The sequence below is a fragment of the Ochrobactrum teleogrylli genome, assembly GCF_037482325.1.
GTDB lineage: Bacteria > Pseudomonadota > Alphaproteobacteria > Rhizobiales > Rhizobiaceae > Brucella > Brucella teleogrylli.
In genome coordinates this window covers 1864279-1884476 of sequence record NZ_JBBHKQ010000001.1, presented here as the reverse complement: position 1 = coordinate 1884476, position 20198 = coordinate 1864279, and the positions used below count along the sequence as shown (strand labels likewise).

Below are 20198 nucleotides of genomic sequence, written 5' to 3'. Positions count from 1 at the left end.
GGAACAGGGGCGCAACGCCCTATGTATGGAAGTCCGACGATTCAAATCCACTCAATACGCATCCAATATATGCAGAGGCCCATAATGAGAGATCCGATTGAAACCGTCATGAACCTCGTGCCGATGGTGGTCGAGCAGACCAACCGCGGCGAGCGGGCCTATGATATTTTCTCGCGCCTTCTGAAAGAACGCATCATCTTCGTCAACGGACCGGTTGAAGACGGCATGTCGATGCTGGTCTGCGCGCAGCTTCTCTTCCTCGAAGCCGAGAATCCGAAGAAAGAGATCAACATGTACATCAACTCGCCCGGTGGCGTGGTGACGTCCGGCATGGCGATCTATGACACGATGCAGTTCATCCGTCCGCCGGTATCCACGCTTTGCATGGGCCAGGCCGCGTCGATGGGTTCGCTGCTTCTGACGGCAGGCGCAACCGGCCAGCGTTATGCGCTGCCGAATGCCCGCATCATGGTCCACCAGCCTTCGGGCGGCTTCCAGGGACAGGCGTCCGACATCGAACGCCACGCGCAGGACATCATCAAGATGAAGCGCCGTCTCAATGAAGTCTATGTGAAGCACACGGGCCGCGACTACGAAACCATCGAACGCACTCTTGATCGCGATCATTTCATGACCGCTCAGGAAGCGCTCGAATTCGGTCTCATCGACAAGGTCGTGGAAGCCCGCGACGTGAGCGCCGACGAATCGAAGTTAGCCTGAATCTGGCTCCCTTCCAATTATTGGCCCCTTTTGCCACAAAAGGGGCTCAATTCTTGGACCAACGTGAAGGTTAACGCGCCGCGTTAAGCATCTGTTGGGCATCAAGGCGCTAAAGTTGGTCAGATCAGGCCGAATCTTTGCCGGGAACTTATTTTTTGTTTGTTCGACGGTTCAGGTTCTGCAAAAGTCACCAAATGACTCCTTCGGTCGGGGAGTCTACGGTGATTGGAATCCTAGAGACTACAGGGGCAGTGCGTATCAACTGTCAATGTGACCGGTAGAAGGTGAGTGTTTCCTTCCGTACTGGGTCCGAACCGGAAGAAACGATCGGAATGAACAGCCCAAGGTTCGTTTCGGTTTATTGAAAGGAAACTGCAATGAGCAAAGTCAGCAACAGCGGCGGCGATTCCAAGAATACGCTTTATTGCTCGTTCTGCGGCAAAAGCCAGCATGAAGTGCGCAAGCTGATTGCAGGCCCGACCGTTTTCATCTGCGACGAATGCGTCGAACTTTGCATGGATATCATCCGCGAGGAAAACAAATCCTCGATGGTGAAGTCCCGCGAGGGCGTGCCGACGCCGCAGGAAATCATGGCCGTTCTTGACGACTATGTCATCGGCCAGAAGGATGCCAAGCGCGTTCTGTCGGTCGCGGTGCACAATCACTACAAGCGTCTCGCACATCAGTCGAAGAGCAACGATATAGAACTGGCGAAGTCGAATATTCTTCTCGTCGGTCCGACCGGCTGCGGCAAGACCTATCTTGCCCAGACGCTCGCTCGCATCATCGACGTGCCATTCACCATGGCTGACGCGACGACGCTGACCGAAGCCGGTTATGTCGGTGAAGATGTTGAAAACATCATCCTGAAACTGCTTCAGGCTGCTGATTACAACGTCGAACGCGCACAGCGCGGCATCGTCTATATCGACGAAGTGGACAAGATCAGCCGCAAGTCCGACAACCCGTCCATCACGCGCGATGTATCGGGCGAGGGCGTGCAGCAGGCACTTCTGAAGATCATGGAAGGTACCGTTGCTTCGGTTCCTCCGCAGGGCGGTCGCAAGCATCCGCAGCAGGAATTCCTGCAGGTGGATACGACGAACATCCTGTTTATCTGCGGCGGTGCTTTTGCCGGTCTCGACAAGATCATCTCCGCTCGTGGCGAAAAGACGTCCATCGGCTTCGGGGCGACTGTCCGCTCGGTTGACGAGCGTCGTATCGGTGCGGTGTTCCGCGAACTGGAACCGGAGGATCTGCTGAAATTCGGTCTCATTCCGGAATTCGTCGGTCGTCTGCCGGTTATTGCAACGCTCGAGGACCTCGACGTCGATGCACTGGTCCAGATCCTGACTGAGCCAAAAAATGCGCTAGTGAAGCAGTATCAGCGCCTGTTCGATATGGAAAATGTCGAGCTGGTGTTCCATGACGACGCTCTACGCGCCATTGCCAACAAGGCAGTTGAACGCAAGACGGGTGCGCGCGGTCTGCGCTCGATCATGGAAAAGATCCTGCTCGACACGATGTTCGAACTGCCGACACTGGAAGGTGTTCGCGAAGTCGTGATCTCCGGTGATGTCGTGGATGGCAGCGCCCGTCCGCTCTACATCTATGCGGAGCGTCAGGACGAGAAGGGCAATGTTTCGGCCTAAGAGATAGATTTTCTCCTCAAAAGGCCGCGAAAGCGGCCTTTTTTGTTGCCAGTTTGGCAATTCGCTTTAGTGTTATGGGTTCGAAGCGCTTGTATCGGAGCATATCCAAAGCGGCATATTGTGCAAATTGCCCGGACGGCGCAGGATAGTTAACGATTCTATGAAAGCCGCCCGAAACTGGCTATTGAATTGCCGGGCTTGGCTCTCCAAGTATGAACCGAAGCACGCTGTGCGACCTGCCTCATGATGAAAGGGGGCGTCGGCGTGGCAGTCGGGTCGAAAGGCCTGAGAAAGGACTTGAATTATGACGGGTATTGAAGACAAGACCCTGATGGGTGGAGCAGAAGCGGGCGGTGCAGACGGGCTTTATGCCGTTCTTCCGTTGCGCGATATTGTGGTCTTCCCGCACATGATCGTTCCGCTTTTTGTCGGACGCGAAAAGTCTATTCGCGCTCTGGAAGAAGTGATGGGTGTCGACAAGCAGATATTGCTTGCGACCCAGAAAAATGCTGCCGACGACGATCCGGCGCCGGATGCAATTTATGAAATTGGCACCATTGCCAATGTGCTTCAGCTTTTGAAGCTGCCGGACGGCACTGTGAAGGTGCTGGTCGAAGGCACGGCGCGCGCCAAGATTTCCAAGTTTACGGATCGCGAAGACTATCACGAAGCTTACGCTGCGGCTCTGCCGGAGCCGGAGGAAGATGCCGTTGAAATCGAGGCGCTGGCCCGTTCGGTGGTTTCCGACTTCGAAAACTACGTCAAGCTGAACAAGAAGATTTCGCCGGAAGTGGTTGGCGCCGCCAGCCAGATCGACGACTATTCCAAGCTTGCCGATACGGTTGCTTCGCATCTCGCGATCAAGATACCTGAAAAGCAGGAAATGCTGTCCATTCTCTCGGTGCGTGAGCGTCTGGAGAAGGCTCTTGCCTTCATGGAAGCCGAAATCTCGGTTCTGCAGGTTGAGAAGCGCATCCGCTCGCGCGTCAAGCGCCAGATGGAGAAGACGCAGCGCGAATATTATCTCAACGAGCAGATGAAGGCGATCCAGAAGGAGCTTGGTGACGGCGAGGACGGTCGCGATGAAGCGGCTGAACTGGAAGAACGCATCAACAAGACCAAGCTTTCCAAGGAAGCGCGTGAAAAGGCTCAGGCTGAGCTGAAGAAGCTGCGCACCATGAGCCCGATGTCTGCGGAAGCGACGGTTGTGCGCAACTATCTCGACTGGCTGCTGTCCATTCCATGGGGCAAGAAGTCGAAGGTCAAGCAGGACCTGAACTTTGCGGAAGAAGTGCTCAACAATGATCACTTCGGTCTCGACAAGGTTAAGGAACGCATCGTCGAGTATCTGGCGGTGCAGGCTCGTTCGACCAAGATCAAGGGCCCGATCATTTGCCTCGTCGGACCTCCCGGCGTCGGCAAGACCTCGCTTGCGCGTTCGATCGCCAAGGCGACGGGCCGTGAATATGTCCGTATGTCGCTTGGCGGCGTGCGGGACGAAGCTGAAATCCGTGGTCACCGCCGCACCTATATCGGCTCGATGCCTGGCAAGGTCATCCAGTCGATGAAAAAGGCGAAGAAGTCCAACCCGCTCTTCCTGCTCGATGAAATCGACAAGATGGGCCAGGATTTCCGTGGTGATCCGTCGTCTGCAATGCTCGAGGTGCTGGACCCGGAACAGAACGCAACCTTCATGGACCATTACCTTGAGGTTGAGTATGACCTGTCCAACGTCATGTTCGTGACGACCGCCAATACGCTGAACATCCCCGGTCCGTTGCTGGATCGTATGGAGATCATCCGTATCGCCGGTTACACCGAGGATGAAAAGCTGGAAATCGCCAAGCGGCACCTGCTGCCCAAGGCCATCAAGGACCATGCTTTGCAGCCGAAGGAGTTCTCGCTCACGGACGATGCATTGCGCAATGTGATCCGTCTTTACACACGGGAAGCCGGTGTACGTAGCCTTGAGCGCGAGATGATGACACTCGCCCGTAAGGCCGTCACCGAAATCCTGAAGTCGAAGAAGAAGTCGGTGAAGATCACCGACAAGAACCTCTCCGACTATCTGGGTGTGGAGCGTTTCCGCTTCGGTCAGATCGACGGCGAAGATCAGGTCGGTGTCGTTACCGGCTTGGCCTGGACGGAAGTTGGCGGCGAGTTGCTGACCATCGAAGGCGTCATGATGCCCGGCAAGGGTCGCATGACCGTCACGGGTAACCTGCGTGACGTGATGAAGGAATCGATTTCCGCTGCTGCATCCTATGTCCGCAGCCGAGCAGTTGATTTCGGCATCGAGCCTCCATTGTTCGACAAGCGCGACATTCACGTCCACGTGCCGGAAGGTGCGACGCCGAAAGACGGTCCGTCCGCAGGTATCGCCATGGTCACGACCATCGTTTCCGTGCTGACCGGCATACCGGTTCGCAAGGACATCGCGATGACCGGCGAAGTGACGCTGCGCGGTCGGGTTCTGCCGATCGGTGGCCTGAAGGAAAAGCTCCTTGCGGCTCTGCGCGGCGGCATCAAGAAGGTTCTGATCCCGGAAGAAAACGCCAAGGATCTGGCGGATATTCCGGACAATGTGAAGAACAATCTTGAGATCGTTCCGGTGTCTCGCGTCGGTGAAGTTCTGAAGCACGCGCTCGTGCGTCAGCCCGAACCGATTGAGTGGACCGAGCCTGAAACACCTGCAAAGGTGCCTTCGGTTGACGATGAAGCAGGCGCCACAACAGCACATTGACAGTCGGTAAGACGACCAACAAACGAAATGCCGGGCCAAAAGCCCGGCATTTCTGTGTTTAACCCCAGAAAACCGGGCTTTTTTGCCATTGACAGGCTTGGTTTGGCGAGCGTTTCGAATAAACTCCGCCCAATCCGGTCACGTTATCCGTTCCGGTAGGTAAAGAAAGGAAATGCCAATGAACAAGAACGAATTGGTTGCCGCAGTCGCGGAAAAGGGCGGTTTGACGAAGGCTGATGCCGGTACGGCTGTTGACGCTGTGCTCGCTGCTGTCACCGGCGCACTGAAGGCTGGTGAAGAAGTCCGCCTGCCAGGCTTCGGCGTTTTCTCCGTTTCGCACCGTGCAGCTTCGACCGGCCGCAATCCGTCGACCGGCAAGGAAGTTGCTATTCCGGCTCGCAACGTGCCGAAGTTCTCGGCCGGCAAGGGCCTGAAGGATGCCGTCAACGGCTAATGCATGATCTCGGAAAGCCGACAGGCTTTTCGAAGCATTATGTGTGAAGGCAAGATTTCGGTCGCTGCGGTTTAAACGTGAGCGGCTGTCGAGAAGGCCCGGCTTGTCCGGGCTTTTTTCGTTTAGATACTACGCCGCCGCTGATTTTCCGCTCATCGCGAAAAAAGCCGGGCGCTAGACCCGGCTTTTGCATTTTCAACCGTCGAGCTGCGCTTACTCCGCAGCTTCCGAGTTTCGCTTAGGGCGTCGCTCCAGCAGTTCCTTGAGGAAATGGCCGGTATAGGAGCGCTTTTCCTTAACGATGTCTTCTGGACGGCCCACAGCAAGGATCTCACCGCCGCCATCACCACCTTCTGGACCGAGGTCGATCACCCAGTCGGCAGTCTTGATGACTTCGAGATTGTGCTCGATCACCACGACCGTATTGCCCTGTTCGACCAGTTCATGCAGCACTTCCAGCAGCTTTGCTACGTCGTGGAAATGCAGACCGGTGGTTGGCTCATCGAGAATATAAAGCGTGCGTCCGGTTGCGCGACGCGATAGTTCCTTGGCGAGTTTCACACGCTGCGCTTCACCGCCCGAGAGCGTTGTCGCCTGCTGCCCGACCTTGATATAGCCGAGGCCAACCTTGACCAGCGTTTCCAGCTTGTCGCGCACGGCAGGAACAGCGGAGAAGAACTCCGCGCCTTCCTCGACAGTCATATCCAGCACATCGGCGATGGACTTGCCCTTGAACAGCACTTCCAGCGTTTCGCGATTGTAACGCTTGCCGTGGCAGACGTCACAAGTCACGTACACATCCGGCAGGAAGTGCATCTCGATCTTAATGACACCGTCGCCCTGACAGGCCTCGCAGCGTCCGCCCTTCACGTTGAAGGAAAAACGACCCGGCTGATATCCGCGTGCCTTGGCTTCCGGCAACCCCGCGAACCAGTCGCGGATCGGCGTGAAGGCGCCGGTATAGGTCGCCGGGTTGGAACGCGGCGTGCGTCCAATCGGCGACTGGTCGATATCGATCACCTTGTCGAGGAACTCCAGCCCTTCGATACGGTCGTGCTCCGCCGGATGCTCGCGGGAACCCATGATGCGGCGTGAAGCGGCCTTGAACAGTGTTTCGATCAGGAAGGTGGACTTGCCGCCACCTGAAACGCCCGTTACAGCGGTGAAAGTACCGAGCGGAATATCTGCCGAGACATTTTTCAGATTGTTGCCGCGCGCACCGACGACGCGGATACGCTTGGTCTTGGAAATCTTGCGACGTTCCGCTGGAACAGCGACTTCCATAACGCCCGAGAGATATTTGCCGGTCAGCGAATTGGTATTGGACATGACGTCCTTCGGCGTGCCCTGTGCAATCACCTTGCCGCCATGGACGCCAGCCGCGGGACCAATATCGACCACATAATCGGCGGTCAGGATCGCATCTTCGTCATGCTCCACCACGATGACCGTATTGCCGAGATCGCGCAGATGACGAAGCGTGTCCAACAGGCGGGCATTGTCGCGCTGATGCAGGCCGATGGACGGCTCGTCCAGCACGTAGAGAACGCCAGTCAGGCCAGAGCCGATCTGGGAGGCGAGGCGAATACGCTGGCTTTCACCCCCGGAAAGCGTGCCGGAATTACGCGCCAGTGTCAGATAATCGAGGCCGACATCATTGAGGAATTGCAGGCGTTCACGGATTTCCTTGAGAATGCGCGCTGCAATTTCCCGCTGCTTTTCATTAAAGCTGCCATCGACGTCGCGGAACCAGGCATCTGCCTTGCGGATCGACATTTCGGTGATTTCGCCGATATGCTTCATGCCGATTTTCACGGCCAACGCTTCCGGCTTCAGGCGATAGCCATTGCAAGCCGGGCAGGGCGTCGAAGACATGAAGCGTTCGATCTCTTCACGCGACCAGGCAGAATCGGTTTCCTTCCACCGGCGCTCCAGATTCGGAATCACGCCTTCGAAGGGCTTTGTGGTCTGATAGGACCGCAGGCCGTCGTCATACTGGAAGGTGATTTCCTTGCCGCCCGTGCCATGAAGAATGGCGCGTTGCGCTTCCTTGGGCAGATCAGACCAACGGGTGCCGATCTTGAAGCCATAAGCCTTGCCCAGCGCTTCCAGCGTCTGATTGTAATAGGGTGACGATGACCGCGCCCAGGGCGCAATTGCACCATCTTTCAGCGCCGCGCTTTCATCGGGAACAATCAGGTTTGGATCGATAGCTTGCTGTGTGCCGAGACCGTCACAGGTCGGGCAGGCGCCAAAGGGATTGTTGAACGAGAACAGGCGCGGCTCGATTTCCGGGATCGTGAAACCGGAAACCGGACAGGCGAATTTTTCTGAGAACAGAATGCGCTCGTGGGTCTCGTTGGCCGACTTATTGGCTGCGCCGCCTTCCGCCGTTTCTTCGGGCGGAAGCGGCTTGTCGGCGAATTCAGCGACGGCCAGACCGTCGGCGAGCTTGAGGCAAGTTTCTAGACTGTCGGCAAGGCGCGAGGTGAGGTCAGGGCGCACGACGACGCGGTCTACCACCACATCAATATCGTGCTTGTATTTCTTATCGAGCGCCGGAACATCGGCAATCTCGTAGAAAGTGCCGTCCACCTTGACGCGCTGGAAGCCCTTCTTCTGAAGCTCTGCCAGTTCCTTCTTATATTCGCCCTTACGCCCGCGTACGATCGGCGCCAGAATGTAAAGACGCGTGCCTTCTTCCAGAGCGATCACACGATCAACCATCTGGCTGACGGTCTGGCTTTCAATGGGAAGGCCAGTTGCAGGCGAATAAGGCACGCCCACACGCGCGAAAAGAAGGCGCATATAGTCGTAGATTTCGGTGACAGTGCCGACCGTCGAGCGCGGATTACGGCTCGTCGTCTTCTGTTCGATGGAAATGGCGGGCGACAGACCATCGATCTGGTCCACATCCGGCTTCTGCATCATTTCCAGAAACTGGCGCGCATAAGCCGAGAGGCTTTCCACGTAACGACGCTGGCCTTCCGCATAAATCGTGTCGAAGGCAAGCGACGACTTGCCCGAGCCGGAAAGGCCTGTCATGACGATCAGCTTGTCGCGCGGCAAATCAAGATCGACATTTTTAAGATTGTGCTCGCGCGCGCCACGTATGGAAATGAATTTCTGATCGCTCATTCCGCGTCCTGCCTGCTTCGTGATGCCATGGATAGATTGGCCCCGGCGATGAACCGCCGCGCCAATCCCATAATATGGGGCGAAGCCCTCCAAAGAAGAAGGGGCTTGGTTATCCTAATTTGCGCTCTTGTATCACCGGAACAAATATCGAACAACCAAGCTTCTGATAGGCGATACGAAATGTGAACGCAAGAGCGTTGACTGTCACTCCTGACAGGAGCACACTTCTCTTACTCGCTGATGCGAAGAGGTATTGCGGAGGGATGACGCGATATCGGCAAGAGGTTCGCAGGAGGCGGGAAATCCGGTAGGGAGGTAAAGGAGCATGAGTCCACCTGACTACACTGCCTAGCTTTCACACAGATGAAAGCACAATCGATCTTTGTCGCGGATGCGTTCTTTCGCAAGGAACAATGCATCGTTGGTGAGAAGTTCGATTGCCGAAAATCTATATATGCGCGGAAAACGATTGGCCGCGTGCCTTCGAGTTCCGAAAGATTTTGTCGACGAATTAATGCCGACATATGAGCTTTGCTCAAACCCCAAGCCCCGCGCGCCAAAGAAACAGTGAGCGGCGGGGCTTTTCATTGTCTGACTGTGACGCGCTTTGTTGTATCTTCGGCTGTCGCTATGCGGCGGGTCAGGCATTCTCCTCGTTAGTCACTGGACCTCGTTAGAAATGAGGGATGTTTTGTCGATTTGATGCCACAAGCACTTGCATTTTGAACAAAACAAGAACATAAACTCTGTGGACATTGACCATTCCCCGCCCGGGAAATTGAGCGTCATGCGCGCCAGTCCTGTAAGGTGGGTAATTGAGTTTCAGGTGATGGCGCAATTCATGCGCCTGATCCTTCTTTAGGAAAGCGCTCTTGTGAGGATTTCAGATCCGGCGAGGCGCGCATGAGACCCGGAGTAGGTTTTCGATGGCTGGTAGCGTCAACAAGGTCATTCTGGTCGGCAATCTCGGTGCCGATCCGGAAATTCGTCGTCTGAATTCAGGCGATGTGGTTGCCAATCTGCGTATTGCGACCTCGGAAAGCTGGCGTGATCGCCAGTCCGGCGAGCGCAAGGACCGCACCGAATGGCATAGCGTTGTTATTTTCAACGAAAACCTTGCCAAGGTCGCAGAGCAATATCTGAAGAAGGGTGCCAAGGTTTATATCGAAGGCGCGCTCCAGACCCGCAAGTGGCAGGATCAGAACGGCAACGACCGTTATTCGACGGAAGTTGTGCTACAGAAGTTCCGTGGTGAGCTTCAGATGCTCGATAGCCGTGGTGAAGGCGGCGATCAGGGCCGTTCTTTTGATCGCGGCAGCGGTGGTGGACGTAATCAGATGTCGGATTATTCCGGCGGTGGTGGCGATTTCGGTTCGTCCGGACCGTCTTCTTCGGGTGGCGGCGGTGGCGGTGGGTTCTCCCGCGATCTCGACGACGAAATTCCATTTTGATGAATCTAACGGGCGCTTTAGGCGCCCGTTTCATTATGGTTAGACGGTTTGTTAAATCGGAACCTTATAAATTAATATTATCTAACTGAATAATAAAGAAATTTCCGAGCTTATCAGCTCAATATGTATCGATCGAAAACTCCATGCGATCCGCAGAAAACCGCGTCAGAGAATATTGAAGAGGCTGACCGTTCGTATCGACATTGATGGCGCGTGCCATCAGCACGATAGCACCGGGCGAGAGCTTCAGATGTTTCAGGTCATCTGAATCAGCGTGCTGGGCAGATATGGTTGTCGATTTGCGGAAATAATCCTCGATACCAGCTTTCCTGAGCGCCCAGGTAATAGACCCGTTTTCAGCATAGTCAGCAGCAAAATCGGGAAAGCGCGCCGCATCCACCCAATGCGTTGCGCGCGATACAGGGCGTCCATCGGCACTATGCGCCGTCTCAAGCCGCGTGACTTCGCTTCCGGCGGCGATGCCCAGGGCTTCGGCTATTTCGGCGGTCGCGACTTCGGTGCCGCTGCTGAGCAATATGCCTTTGACTTCGCTCGCCTGCGTGCCCAGTGACTGTGAAATGCGGGTGCGTGGCCCGATCTGGTAGGTCAAACGCTTTGCATTGGCGACGAATGTGCCGCGACCCTGTTCGGCACGAAGTACGCCTTCCTGCGTCAACGCGGCAATGGCGCTGCGCACCGTATGGCGGTTGACGCCGAAGCGATCCGCAAGCTCCATTTCGGCAGGCATGCGCGCGCCGGACTGAAGTTTCCCGGCCATGATGTCGCCGCGTATCTCATCGGCAATCTGCCGCCAGATCGCCACGCCGCTATTTCTTTCAATTCGTCTGGTCTTTGTCATCAACTGTCATCGTCCTGTCATTGGCAGGGAGTAATAATTTTGTTATTGTATGGTTGTCTAGATAAATAGACAAATATGCAAGGCAAGTCAACGGAATTGAACAGGGCGGAAAAGCTCATGCAAACGACAGAGCCCAAGGCAGGCAATGGCACTGCCGCCGGTGGGATGCACGCCTCGGCCAGCAACGACAAGTCCGGCAACAGCAAGGCGCTTGACGCGGTGCAGGCTGCACGACAGGCCAGCATGGCAACGCTTGCGCAGGCAAGCGGCGAAGAGCTGAAAGCTTTCTGGCAGAATTGGTCGGACAAGCCTGATTTCGAAATTCTCCGTGGTCCGGAAACAGGACTGGTAATGCTGCGCGGCCGTATCGGCGGCGGCGGTGCGCCTTTCAATGTCGGCGAGGCGACGGTGACGCGCGCGACTGTGCGTCTGACCGATGGTTCCGTCGGGCATTCCTATGCTCTCGGTCGCGATCAGGAAAAGGCACGACTGGCCGCTTTGTTTGATGCGCTCTGGACCGACGAAGCGCGCCGTGAAGCGGTGGAGCGTCAGGTCCTCGACGTCTTGCGCAACCGGCTGGAACAGGCCGACACAAAACTGCGCAGCGAAGCTGCTGCCACCAAAGTTGATTTCTTCACCATGGTTCGGGGAGACAATTGATGCTGCATTCTTCACCCCATTCGTCTCCGGCCTTCGAAGGTGGTTTGGCAAATCCGGTCACCGACGCCCAATCGGCATTTCATGCCGTCATGCATGCGATGGCCAATCCGGGCCGCGTCTACGCTCTGACCCGGGCTGCCACGCCGCCCCAGCCATTGACGCCGGAACTGGGCGTCATAGCCGCCACCTTGCTCGACCATGATGCCACCGTCTGGTGCGACCGCGCCATTGCAGCCGATGCAGACGCTACAGCCTGGCTGACATTTCAAACCGGCGCGCCGCAGGTTGAATCTTCCGCTTCTGCGCAATTCGCATTGGTTACCGATGCTTCGCTGTTGCCGCCCTTGGCTGAATTCTCGCAAGGGCAGCCGGAGTTTCCGGATCGTTCGACAACGGTGGTTCTTGCGGTCAAGTCGTTTGAGAGCGGGCAGGGCCTTGTTCTGAAGGGGCCGGGCATTAACGGTGAGCGGGAAATTCACATCGACGGTCTTCCGCAGGACTTCGTTTCGCAATGGCGAGACAACGGCGCACAATATCCGCTTGGCGTCGATTTGGTTCTGGTCTGCGATGGCGCGGTCATCGCATTTCCGCGCACCACGCGCATAATCAAACTGGAGGGCTGAACATGTATGTTGCCGTAAAGGGTGGCGAAACAGCCATTCGTAACGCCCACCGACTTCTCGATGATCGCCGCCGGGGTGATCGTGCTGTGCCCGCACTGCGTCTGGATCAGATTGTCGAGCAGCTTGCACTCGCCGTTGACCGTGTGATGGCGGAAGGTTCGCTCTATGATCGCGAGCTGGCCGCGCTTGCCGTGCGTCAGTCGCGTGGCGATCTGATCGAGGCCATTTTCCTCGTGCGTGCTTATCGCACCACATTGCCGCGCTTTGGGTATTCCCGCCCAATGGAAACCGGGCAGATGCTGATCGAGCGCCGCATTTCCGCGACCTATAAAGATCTTCCGGGCGGCCAGATGCTCGGCCCGACCTTCGACTACACCCACCGTCTTCTCGATCCGGATCTGGCGGGAGACGTTGCTGTGCCAGAGCCGGAAGCACGCGAAACCGAGAAGGAAGAGACGCCCCGCGTCACCGATATTCTCGGCGCGAACGGCATGATCGAGGACGATGGCTCCCTGCCGGAAGGTCATGAGCCCGGCGATCTGACACGCGAGCCATGGACATTCCCGATGGAACGCGATCTGCGCTTGCAGGCGCTGGCGCGCGGTGATGAAGGTTTTCTTCTCGCGCTCGGTTATTCGACCCAGCGCGGCTACGGCAACACCCACCCCTTCGTCGGCGAAATTCGCATCGGCGAAGTGGAGGTCGAGTTCGACGTGCCGGAGTTGGGCTTTGCCGTCTCGCTTGGCCGGGTGCAATTGACCGAGTGCCAAATGGTGAACCAGTTCAAGGGCTCCTCAAAGCAGCCGCCGCAATTCACGCGTGGCTATGGTCTGGTGTTCGGCCAGAGCGAACGCAAGGCCATGTCTATGTCGCTCTGCGACCGCGCCTTGCGGGTTCGTGAATTCGATACCGACGTGACCGCGCCCGCACAGGATGAGGAATTCGTCATTTCGCACTCCGACAATGTGCAGTCGACCGGCTTCGTCGAGCATCTGAAACTGCCGCATTACGTCGATTTCCAGGCTGAGCTCGAACTCATCCGCAGCATGCGTGCTGAATATGAGAAGACGCAAAATCAAGCAGAATCTCCAGTGAAGGAGGCCGCAGAATGAGCGATCTGGCCAATTACAATTTCGCCTATCTGGACGAGCAGACCAAGCGCATGATCCGCCGCGCCATATTGAAGGCCATAGCGGTGCCCGGCTATCAGGTACCTTTTGCGAGCCGCGAAATGCCGATGCCCTATGGCTGGGGCACGGGTGGCGTGCAGGTGACGGCTGCCATTCTTGGGCCGGACGATGTGCTGAAAGTTATCGATCAGGGTGCGGACGACACGACCAATGCCGTTTCGATCCGCGCGTTCTTCCAGAAGACCGCCAATGTGGCCGTGACCACCAGCACCGGCGAGGCGACGATCATCCAGACGCGCCACCGCATTCCGGAATATCCGCTGACCGAAGGGCAGGTGATCGTCTATCAGGTGCCGATCCCGGAACCGCTGCGCTTTCTGGAACCCCGCGAGACGGAAACGCGCAAGATGCATGCGCTCGCCGAATATGGCCTCATGCATGTGAAGCTCTACGAGGACATTGCGCGCCACGGCCAGATCGCCAAGACCTATGATTATCCCGTGATGATCGAAGGTCGCTACGTGATGGCACCATCGCCGACGCCGAAATTCGACAATCCGAAAATGCATATGTCGCCTGCCTTGCAGCTGTTCGGCGCGGGTCGCGAAAAGCGCATCTATGCAGTGCCGCCATACACGCAGGTCGTGAGCCTCGATTTCGAGGATCATCCGTTTGAAGTGCAGAAGTTCAAGGAACCTTGTGCGCTGTGCGGCGCAAGGGGCGTCTATCTGGACGAAGTTGTGCTCGATGATCGCGGCGGTTCAATGTTCGTTTGCTCGGATACCGATTATTGCGAAGACCGTCAGGCAAAGGGCCATTTTGGTCATCTGGCTGCCAATAAGGAGGCCGCAGAATGAACGACGAACCTCTGCTGAGAGTAAACAACCTGTCGAAGTTCTACGGCAGCCGCCGTGGCTGCGAGGATATCTCCTTCAATCTTTGGCCCGGCGAAGTTCTGGCCATCGTCGGGGAATCCGGCTCGGGCAAGACGACGCTGCTCAACAGCCTTGCAACCCGGCTGGAACCGACGTCTGGCACCGTTGAATATCGGATGCGCGATGGCGCATTCCGCGATCTCTACAAGATCGGCGAGGCCGAGCGCCGTTTTCTGATGCGCACTGACTGGGGTTTTGTGCATCAAAACCCGGCTGACGGACTGCGCATGACGGTTTCGGCTGGCGCCAATGTCGGCGAGCGCCTGATGGCGGTGGGTGAGCGCCATTATGGCAATATCCGCTCCACTGCGACTGAGTGGCTTGGCCGTGTGGAAATTGCTGCCGACCGTATCGATGATCAGCCGCGCGCTTTTTCCGGCGGTATGCGCCAGCGTTTGCAGATTGCCCGCAATCTCGTCACCGCGCCGCGACTGGTGTTCATGGACGAGCCAACCGGCGGTCTCGACGTTTCGGTGCAGGCGCGCCTGCTCGATCTGTTGCGCGGGCTCGTCAACGATCTGGGGCTTTCGGTCATCATCGTCACGCATGATCTCGCCGTAGCGCGGCTTCTGTCGCACCGGATCATGGTCATGAAAGACGGTCACATCGTCGAGCAAGGTTTGACGGATCGCGTGCTGGATGACCCGCAAGCGCCTTATACGCAGTTGCTCGTATCATCGATCTTACAGGTATAGATCAATTAAAATAGATATTTATCGCGTGTTTTTTCCAAACTGACGGAACTTCATGCGTGAGGTGAGAAATGTCTCTGTTGCAAACATCCGCTTCGCAATCCACGCCGCCCCTGGTGGTATCCGGCGTTACCAAGACCTTCACCATGCATTTGCAGGGCGGCGTTGAACTGCCGGTCGTGCAGGGCGTGAATTTTGAACTCAATGCCGGTGAATGCGCCGTGCTGGGCGGTCCATCGGGTGCCGGCAAAAGCTCGATCCTGAAGATGGTCTACGGCAATTATGCGGTGAATGGGGGCTCCATTCTGATCCGCCATGTGGATCGCGCTGTCGATCTGGCCACGGCTGATCCCCGCGAAGTGCTTGGCGTTCGCCGTGACACGATTGGCTACGTTAGTCAGTTTTTGCGCACGTTACCCCGAGTGGCGGCTATCGATGTCGTGGCCGAACCTTTGATCGCTCGTGGTGCCGACCACGACATGGCGCTGGACCGCGCGCGGGAATTGCTGGCCAAGCTCAACCTGCCGGAACGCCTCTGGGCGCTGCCGCCTGCAACCTTTTCCGGCGGCGAGCAGCAGCGCGTCAACATCGCTCGCGGTTTCATCACCGATCATCCGGTGTTGCTGCTGGACGAACCGACAGCTTCGCTTGATGCGAAGAACCGCGCGGTCGTGGTGGATCTGATCAAGACCAAAAAGGAAGAAGGCGTTGCGATGCTCGGCATTTTCCACGACGAGGATGTGCGTGAGGAAGTGGCCGACCGCATCATCGACGTGACCGCCTTTTCGCCGAGGGCGGCGGCATGACCAAGCTCTCGGTTGAACCTCTGGTTCACGAAACGGCAGATGTCACCGGCAGCAAGCTTGGCCGTTACACGGAAGTCGGCGCGCGCAGCCGTCTGTCGGAAACTGTGCTGGATGACTACTCCTATCTCGGCATCGATTGCGAAATCTGGTGCGCGGAGATCGGTAAATTCTCCAACATTGCAAGCCATGTGCGCATCAATGCCACCAATCATCCGACCTGGCGTCCAACTTTGCATCACTTCACCTATCGCGCTGGCGATTACTGGCCGGATGCGGAGAATGAAACCGAGTTTTTCGACTGGCGTCGCGGCAATGCGGTTAAGATCGGCCATGACACATGGCTCGGTCACGGATCGACCATCCTGCCGGGCGTCACCGTGGGCAATGGCGCAGTGATCGGTGCCGGTGCGGTCGTCAGCAAAGATGTTGCGCCTTACACGATTGTGGGCGGTGTCCCGGCGCGTCTCATACGCGAGCGCTTTGACGCCGCGACCGGCAATCGTCTCGACCGGCTGGGCTGGTGGGACTGGAGCCATGAACGCCTGCGCGATGCACTTGATGATTTCCGCGCGCTCGATATCGAAACTTTTCTCTCAAAATATGAAACTGCCGCCAATACCGAGGCGGTCATGAAAGAGCTTTCTCATGGCGAATGAAATCGTTCTCAAAAATGCGCGCATCGTGCTCGCCGACGAGGTCGTTTCCGGCTCCATCCTGATACGCGACGGCAAGATCGCCGCCATCGATCAGGGCAATGTAAATGGCGGCGAGGATATGGATGGTGATTACGTCATTCCCGGCCTGATTGAACTCCATACCGACCAGCTGGAATCGCATTATGCGCCGCGTCCCAAGGTGCGTTGGAACGTGGATGCCGCCGTTCAGGCCCACGACGCGCAGGTTGCCGCATCGGGCATCACCACTGTCTTCGATGCGATGCGGGTCGGTTCCGATTATGATCGCGACTTCGTCGGCAAGGATATGCGTCTGCTGGCCGATGCAATTGAAAGCGGCGTGCGCGAAAACCGTCTGCGCGCGGACCATTTCCTGCATCTGCGCTGCGAGGTTTCCGCAGCCGACTGCCTTGAAGGCTTTGCGCTTTTTGAAAACGATGATCGGGTGAGGCTGGCTTCGCTGATGGATCATGCGCCGGGGCAGCGTCAGTTCGCGGAGATCGAAACCTATCGCACCTATTACATGCGCAAGCTGAAACTCAACGACGAAGAGTTTCGTTTGCATTGCGAACAGCGCATGGCAGACTCCGACGCCTATTCGGCCAAGCATCGCCGGGCGATTGCCGATATGTCGGGCGCACGCGGTATTGTTTTGGCAAGCCATGACGACGCCACCAGCGCTCACGTGGGGGAATCGCTTGATCACGGCGTCCGTATTGCGGAGTTCCCGACCACACTGGAAGCGGCTTCTGCCTCCAAGGGCGCGGGCCTGTCGATCCTGATGGGCGCGCCGAATATCGTGCGTGGCGGCTCGCATTCGGGCAATATCGCCGCCCGCGATCTGGTGGATAATGGCAGTCTCGATATTCTGTCGTCGGACTATATTCCGTTCAGCCTCATCCAGTCGGCTTTCGGCCTTGCTTCCGGCGAGCGCCCGATTGGGCTTCCTGAAGCCATCCGCCTTGTCAGCAAGAACCCCGCCGATGCAATGCGCATGGATGATCGTGGCGAAATTGCTGTCGGCAAGCGCGCCGATCTGGTACGAGCACGCACCAGAAGTGCGATACCGGTGGTGCGCACCGTCTGGCGGGAAGGCGAGCGGGTGCTCTGATGCGTATGGAAAATATCCGGCCGAAAGGCTGTTTCGTTGCTGTCGTCGGCCCCAGCGGGGCCGGCAAGGACACGATCATGGATGGCGCGCGCATGGCCCTCGCAGGCGATGCGCGCTTTCATTTTGTACGCCGCATCGTCACGCGCCCGCAAATGCCGGGAACCGAAGACCACGACAGTCTGGATGAAGCGGCTTTTGCGAAAGCCGCGGGCGAGGGCGCCTTTGCGCTTCATTGGCGCGCCCATGGTTTGAACTACGGTCTTCCGAAGTCGCTTGATACGCTGATCGATGGCGGAACTGTGGTGATTGCCAATGTCTCGCGCCGCGTTCTGGACGACATGCGCAGGCTTTATCCGTCGCGTTCGGTGGTGGTCATTTCGGCACGCGCGGAAATCCTCGCCGAGCGGCTGGCAAGCCGTGGCCGCGAAAGCAAAGACGAGATCGCCTTGCGGCTTTCGCGCGAAGTGAACTTCAATGACGGGGCTGGCGATGTTGTCATAATAGACAATTCCGGCGATGTTGGTGAATCCACAGAGGCATTTATTCGTCATCTGACAGAAATGTACGCTAAAACAAAGTCTTAACTAATAAACCTATAGTAGCGTTTAAATTTACACAAACGTCACGATGCTTTCATTGCAATGTCATGGAAGCAATTCAGAGTGAGCATGAATGGAGATGAATTCATGCTTCAACTGAAAAACGTAACGCGCCGCTATAATGACAAGGTGGCGGTTTCGGGGGTTGACCTCGAGATCGAGCCCGGCACGTTTGTGGGAATTATCGGACGTTCGGGCGCGGGTAAATCGACGCTGTTGCGTATGATCAACCGCCTCGTCGAACCGTCGGAAGGGACCATTCATTGGGAGGGGCGCGATGTTACCGGCCTGAAAGGCTCCGGGCTTCGCGACTGGCGCGCACAATGCGCGATGATTTTTCAGCATTTCAATCTGGTCGACCGTCTCGATGTTCTGACCAATGTGCTTATGGGGCGTCTTAATTATGTCTCGACGCCAAAGTCGCTTCTGCGCATCTGGAGCGATGAAGAACGCCTGATCGCATTGTCTGCCTTGCAGCAGTTCGATATCGCCCATCTGGCCGCGCACCGCGCCGATGAGCTTTCCGGCGGCCAGCAGCAGCGCGTGGCGATTGCGCGTGCACTCGTTCAGCAGCCGCGCATCATTCTTGCCGATGAACCGATTGCTTCGCTCGATCCGCGCAATACGCGCAGCGTCATGGATGCGTTGCGTCGTATCAATCGCGAATACGGCATCACCGTTCTCTGCAATCTGCATTCACTTGATATCGCGCGCAGCTATTGCGACCGCCTCGTCGGCATGTCCGCTGGCAAGGTCGTGTTCCGCGGCACGCCGTCGATGCTGACTGATATGGCATCGCGCGATCTTTACGGCATGGAAGCAGCCGACGTTGTCGATAGTGACGACACGGTTGACGCAATGCCTGTACCGGTTCCGCAGTCGGCTGAAGCCGCACTGCGCCAGATTTCCGCCTGAGCGAATAAAGCTGCGGAAAAAACTCGCTCCAAACTCAGGATTAACAGGAGAGACTTATGCTTAACCGTAGAACTTTTCTGGCGGCTGTTGCGCTCACCGCTACCATGACCTTCCATGCTCAGGCTGCTGACTGGAGCAAGGAATATCCGGAACTGGTTCTGGGCGTTATCCCGTCCGAAAACGCTTCGACCACCAGTGACCGTTATGCCGCTCTGACGGCCTATCTCGGCAAGGAACTCGGCACCAAGGTCACGCTGCGCGTTGCAAACGACTACGCCGCCGTTATCGAAGGCCAGCGCGCTGGCAATATCCAGATCGCTTTCTATGGCCCGGCTTCCTATGCACGCGCCGTCATGACCGGTGTTGAAACCACGCCGCTCGTCAACCAGCGTCACGACACCGGCGTCAACGGCTATTATTCGGTCGTTTATGTTCGCGCCAACAGCCCATACCAGAAAATGGACGACCTGAAGGGCAAGAGTATCGCGCTTGTCGATCCAAACTCCACCTCGGGCAACAATGCGCCGCGCTACTTCCTCAACCGCGAAGGCTATAGCGTCGATACCTTCTTCGGTAAGAACTTTTTTGCCGGCAGCCACGAAAACGCCGTTCTGGCTCTCGCTCAGGGCACCGCTGACGCTGCCGCCAATTCCTGGAATTCGGAAAACGACTCCAACCTGACCCGCATGATCAGCCGCGGCGTTCTCAAGGACGCAGACGGCAAGGCGCTGACGAAGGACGATTTCCGCATCATCTTCAAGTCGGACTTCCTGCCGGAAGGTCCGTTTGCCGTGCTCAGCACGTTGCCTGACCAGCTGAAGGCTGACATCAAGCAGGCTTTCCTCGACATGCCAAAGAAGGACAAGGCCGGTTTTGACGCTCTTTCCGATGGCAAGGACCAGGAATTCGTGGCGACCGAAACCAAGGATTATGAGCCGATCATCGAGATGCTGAAGTTCAACGACAAGGCACGCAAGTCCTGATCCGAAGAACAATCGAAATGCCCGGAGCCGCAAAAGCTTCGGGCATTTTTGTT

The 20198-nt window shown here is 57.0% G+C and carries 18 protein-coding genes and 1 pseudogene; 16 read left to right on the top strand and 3 right to left on the bottom strand.

Features of this window, described 5'->3' with window-relative positions; genetic code table 11:
• Positions 1 to 84 precede the first annotated feature (84 nt).
• The 4 genes from clpP to WIX40_RS08805 all read left to right on the top strand — a co-directional run bounded on the left by clpP (position 85) and on the right by WIX40_RS08805 (position 5569).
• Complete coding sequence (gene clpP / locus WIX40_RS08820) at positions 85 to 720, top strand: ATP-dependent Clp endopeptidase proteolytic subunit ClpP (protein ID WP_109368958.1); 636 nt, start codon at positions 85 to 87, stop codon at positions 718 to 720.
• A 377-nt stretch (positions 721 to 1097) separates the two neighbouring features.
• Positions 1098 to 2372 carry an ATP-dependent Clp protease ATP-binding subunit ClpX gene (gene clpX, locus WIX40_RS08815; RefSeq protein WP_078338598.1) on the top strand — a complete coding sequence of 425 codons (1275 nt, stop codon included), beginning with the start codon at positions 1098 to 1100 and terminating at the stop codon, positions 2370 to 2372.
• A gap of 304 nt (positions 2373 to 2676) precedes the next feature.
• Positions 2677 to 5115 (top strand): endopeptidase La, encoded by a 2439-nt coding sequence (gene lon / locus WIX40_RS08810; RefSeq protein ID WP_109368959.1) that lies wholly within the window; start codon positions 2677 to 2679, stop codon positions 5113 to 5115.
• Positions 5116 to 5293: 178 nt separating this feature from the next.
• Positions 5294 to 5569: an HU family DNA-binding protein gene (locus tag WIX40_RS08805; RefSeq protein ID WP_006470422.1), complete on the top strand. Its 276-nt coding sequence runs from the start codon at positions 5294 to 5296 to the stop codon at positions 5567 to 5569.
• A 213-nt stretch (positions 5570 to 5782) separates the two neighbouring features.
• Here the strand turns inward: WIX40_RS08805 and uvrA are convergent, their stop codons facing one another.
• Entirely contained in the window at positions 5783 to 8707 is a 2925-nt protein-coding gene (gene uvrA, locus WIX40_RS08800; RefSeq protein ID WP_109368960.1) for an excinuclease ABC subunit UvrA, read from the bottom strand.
• 109 nt (positions 8708 to 8816) lie between these two features.
• A pseudogene (locus tag WIX40_RS08795) lies at positions 8817 to 9042 on the bottom strand (hypothetical protein).
• Between the two features lie 591 nt (positions 9043 to 9633).
• Here WIX40_RS08795 and ssb point away from each other — a divergent pair.
• On the top strand, positions 9634 to 10158 hold the full coding sequence (gene ssb, locus WIX40_RS08790; protein ID WP_109368961.1) for a single-stranded DNA-binding protein: 525 nt from the start codon (positions 9634 to 9636) through the stop codon (positions 10156 to 10158).
• A gap of 118 nt (positions 10159 to 10276) precedes the next feature.
• Here the strand turns inward: ssb and phnF are convergent, their stop codons facing one another.
• Positions 10277 to 11020: a phosphonate metabolism transcriptional regulator PhnF gene (gene phnF, locus WIX40_RS08785; RefSeq protein ID WP_181376087.1), complete on the bottom strand. Its 744-nt coding sequence runs from the start codon at positions 11018 to 11020 to the stop codon at positions 10277 to 10279.
• A 162-nt stretch (positions 11021 to 11182) separates the two neighbouring features.
• On the opposite strand from phnF, the gene phnG reads away from it, so the two are divergent.
• From phnG to phnD, 11 genes are all read left to right on the top strand, one after another.
• The gene (gene phnG, locus WIX40_RS08780; protein WP_109370225.1) at positions 11183 to 11677 is read left to right on the top strand and encodes a phosphonate C-P lyase system protein PhnG; all 495 of its coding nucleotides are present in this window, start codon (positions 11183 to 11185) and stop codon (positions 11675 to 11677) included.
• Positions 11677 to 12300 carry a phosphonate C-P lyase system protein PhnH gene (gene phnH, locus WIX40_RS08775; protein WP_109368963.1) on the top strand — a complete coding sequence of 208 codons (624 nt, stop codon included), beginning with the start codon at positions 11677 to 11679 and terminating at the stop codon, positions 12298 to 12300. The genes phnG and phnH overlap by 1 nt, the downstream gene beginning before the upstream one ends.
• Positions 12301 to 12302: 2 nt before the next feature.
• The gene (locus WIX40_RS08770; RefSeq protein WP_109368964.1) at positions 12303 to 13412 is read left to right on the top strand and encodes a carbon-phosphorus lyase complex subunit; all 1110 of its coding nucleotides are present in this window, start codon (positions 12303 to 12305) and stop codon (positions 13410 to 13412) included.
• Positions 13409 to 14287, top strand: coding sequence for an alpha-D-ribose 1-methylphosphonate 5-phosphate C-P-lyase PhnJ (locus tag WIX40_RS08765; RefSeq protein ID WP_109368965.1), 879 nt, complete (start codon positions 13409 to 13411; stop codon positions 14285 to 14287). The genes WIX40_RS08770 and WIX40_RS08765 overlap by 4 nt, the downstream gene beginning before the upstream one ends.
• Complete coding sequence (gene phnK, locus WIX40_RS08760) at positions 14284 to 15060, top strand: phosphonate C-P lyase system protein PhnK (protein ID WP_109368966.1); 777 nt, start codon at positions 14284 to 14286, stop codon at positions 15058 to 15060. The genes WIX40_RS08765 and phnK overlap by 4 nt, the downstream gene beginning before the upstream one ends.
• A gap of 68 nt (positions 15061 to 15128) precedes the next feature.
• A complete protein-coding gene (phnL, locus tag WIX40_RS08755; protein ID WP_109368967.1) occupies positions 15129 to 15863 on the top strand; it encodes a phosphonate C-P lyase system protein PhnL in 735 nt (244 codons plus the stop codon).
• Entirely contained in the window at positions 15860 to 16519 is a 660-nt protein-coding gene (locus WIX40_RS08750) for a DapH/DapD/GlmU-related protein (RefSeq protein WP_109368968.1), read from the top strand. Before phnL ends, WIX40_RS08750 begins: the two co-directional genes overlap by 4 nt.
• A complete protein-coding gene (locus WIX40_RS08745) occupies positions 16509 to 17648 on the top strand; it encodes an alpha-D-ribose 1-methylphosphonate 5-triphosphate diphosphatase (RefSeq protein WP_109368969.1) in 1140 nt (379 codons plus the stop codon). Before WIX40_RS08750 ends, WIX40_RS08745 begins: the two co-directional genes overlap by 11 nt.
• 5 nt (positions 17649 to 17653) lie before the next feature.
• Complete coding sequence (phnN, locus tag WIX40_RS08740) at positions 17654 to 18232, top strand: phosphonate metabolism protein/1,5-bisphosphokinase (PRPP-forming) PhnN (protein ID WP_124915994.1); 579 nt, start codon at positions 17654 to 17656, stop codon at positions 18230 to 18232.
• 102 nt (positions 18233 to 18334) lie between these two features.
• A complete protein-coding gene (phnC, locus tag WIX40_RS08735) occupies positions 18335 to 19162 on the top strand; it encodes a phosphonate ABC transporter ATP-binding protein (RefSeq protein ID WP_109370227.1) in 828 nt (275 codons plus the stop codon).
• A 56-nt stretch (positions 19163 to 19218) separates the two neighbouring features.
• Positions 19219 to 20145 carry a phosphonate ABC transporter substrate-binding protein gene (phnD, locus tag WIX40_RS08730; RefSeq protein ID WP_109368970.1) on the top strand — a complete coding sequence of 309 codons (927 nt, stop codon included), beginning with the start codon at positions 19219 to 19221 and terminating at the stop codon, positions 20143 to 20145.
• The last annotated feature ends 53 nt before the right edge of the window (positions 20146 to 20198 follow it).

Coding starts and splice junctions, on each gene's coding strand:
- clpP (WP_109368958.1), top strand. CDS start 85: ATGAGAGATCCGATTGAAACCGTCATGAACCTCGTGCCGATGGTGGTC.
- clpX (WP_078338598.1), top strand. CDS start 1,098: ATGAGCAAAGTCAGCAACAGCGGCGGCGATTCCAAGAATACGCTTTAT.
- lon (WP_109368959.1), top strand. CDS start 2,677: ATGACGGGTATTGAAGACAAGACCCTGATGGGTGGAGCAGAAGCGGGC.
- WIX40_RS08805 (WP_006470422.1), top strand. CDS start 5,294: ATGAACAAGAACGAATTGGTTGCCGCAGTCGCGGAAAAGGGCGGTTTG.
- uvrA (WP_109368960.1), bottom strand. CDS start 8,707: ATGAGCGATCAGAAATTCATTTCCATACGTGGCGCGCGCGAGCACAAT.
- ssb (WP_109368961.1), top strand. CDS start 9,634: ATGGCTGGTAGCGTCAACAAGGTCATTCTGGTCGGCAATCTCGGTGCC.
- phnG (WP_109370225.1), top strand. CDS start 11,183: ATGCACGCCTCGGCCAGCAACGACAAGTCCGGCAACAGCAAGGCGCTT.
- phnH (WP_109368963.1), top strand. CDS start 11,677: ATGCTGCATTCTTCACCCCATTCGTCTCCGGCCTTCGAAGGTGGTTTG.
- WIX40_RS08770 (WP_109368964.1), top strand. CDS start 12,303: ATGTATGTTGCCGTAAAGGGTGGCGAAACAGCCATTCGTAACGCCCAC.
- WIX40_RS08765 (WP_109368965.1), top strand. CDS start 13,409: ATGAGCGATCTGGCCAATTACAATTTCGCCTATCTGGACGAGCAGACC.
- phnK (WP_109368966.1), top strand. CDS start 14,284: ATGAACGACGAACCTCTGCTGAGAGTAAACAACCTGTCGAAGTTCTAC.
- phnL (WP_109368967.1), top strand. CDS start 15,129: ATGTCTCTGTTGCAAACATCCGCTTCGCAATCCACGCCGCCCCTGGTG.
- WIX40_RS08750 (WP_109368968.1), top strand. CDS start 15,860: ATGACCAAGCTCTCGGTTGAACCTCTGGTTCACGAAACGGCAGATGTC.
- WIX40_RS08745 (WP_109368969.1), top strand. CDS start 16,509: ATGGCGAATGAAATCGTTCTCAAAAATGCGCGCATCGTGCTCGCCGAC.
- phnN (WP_124915994.1), top strand. CDS start 17,654: ATGGAAAATATCCGGCCGAAAGGCTGTTTCGTTGCTGTCGTCGGCCCC.
- phnC (WP_109370227.1), top strand. CDS start 18,335: ATGCTTCAACTGAAAAACGTAACGCGCCGCTATAATGACAAGGTGGCG.
- phnD (WP_109368970.1), top strand. CDS start 19,219: ATGCTTAACCGTAGAACTTTTCTGGCGGCTGTTGCGCTCACCGCTACC.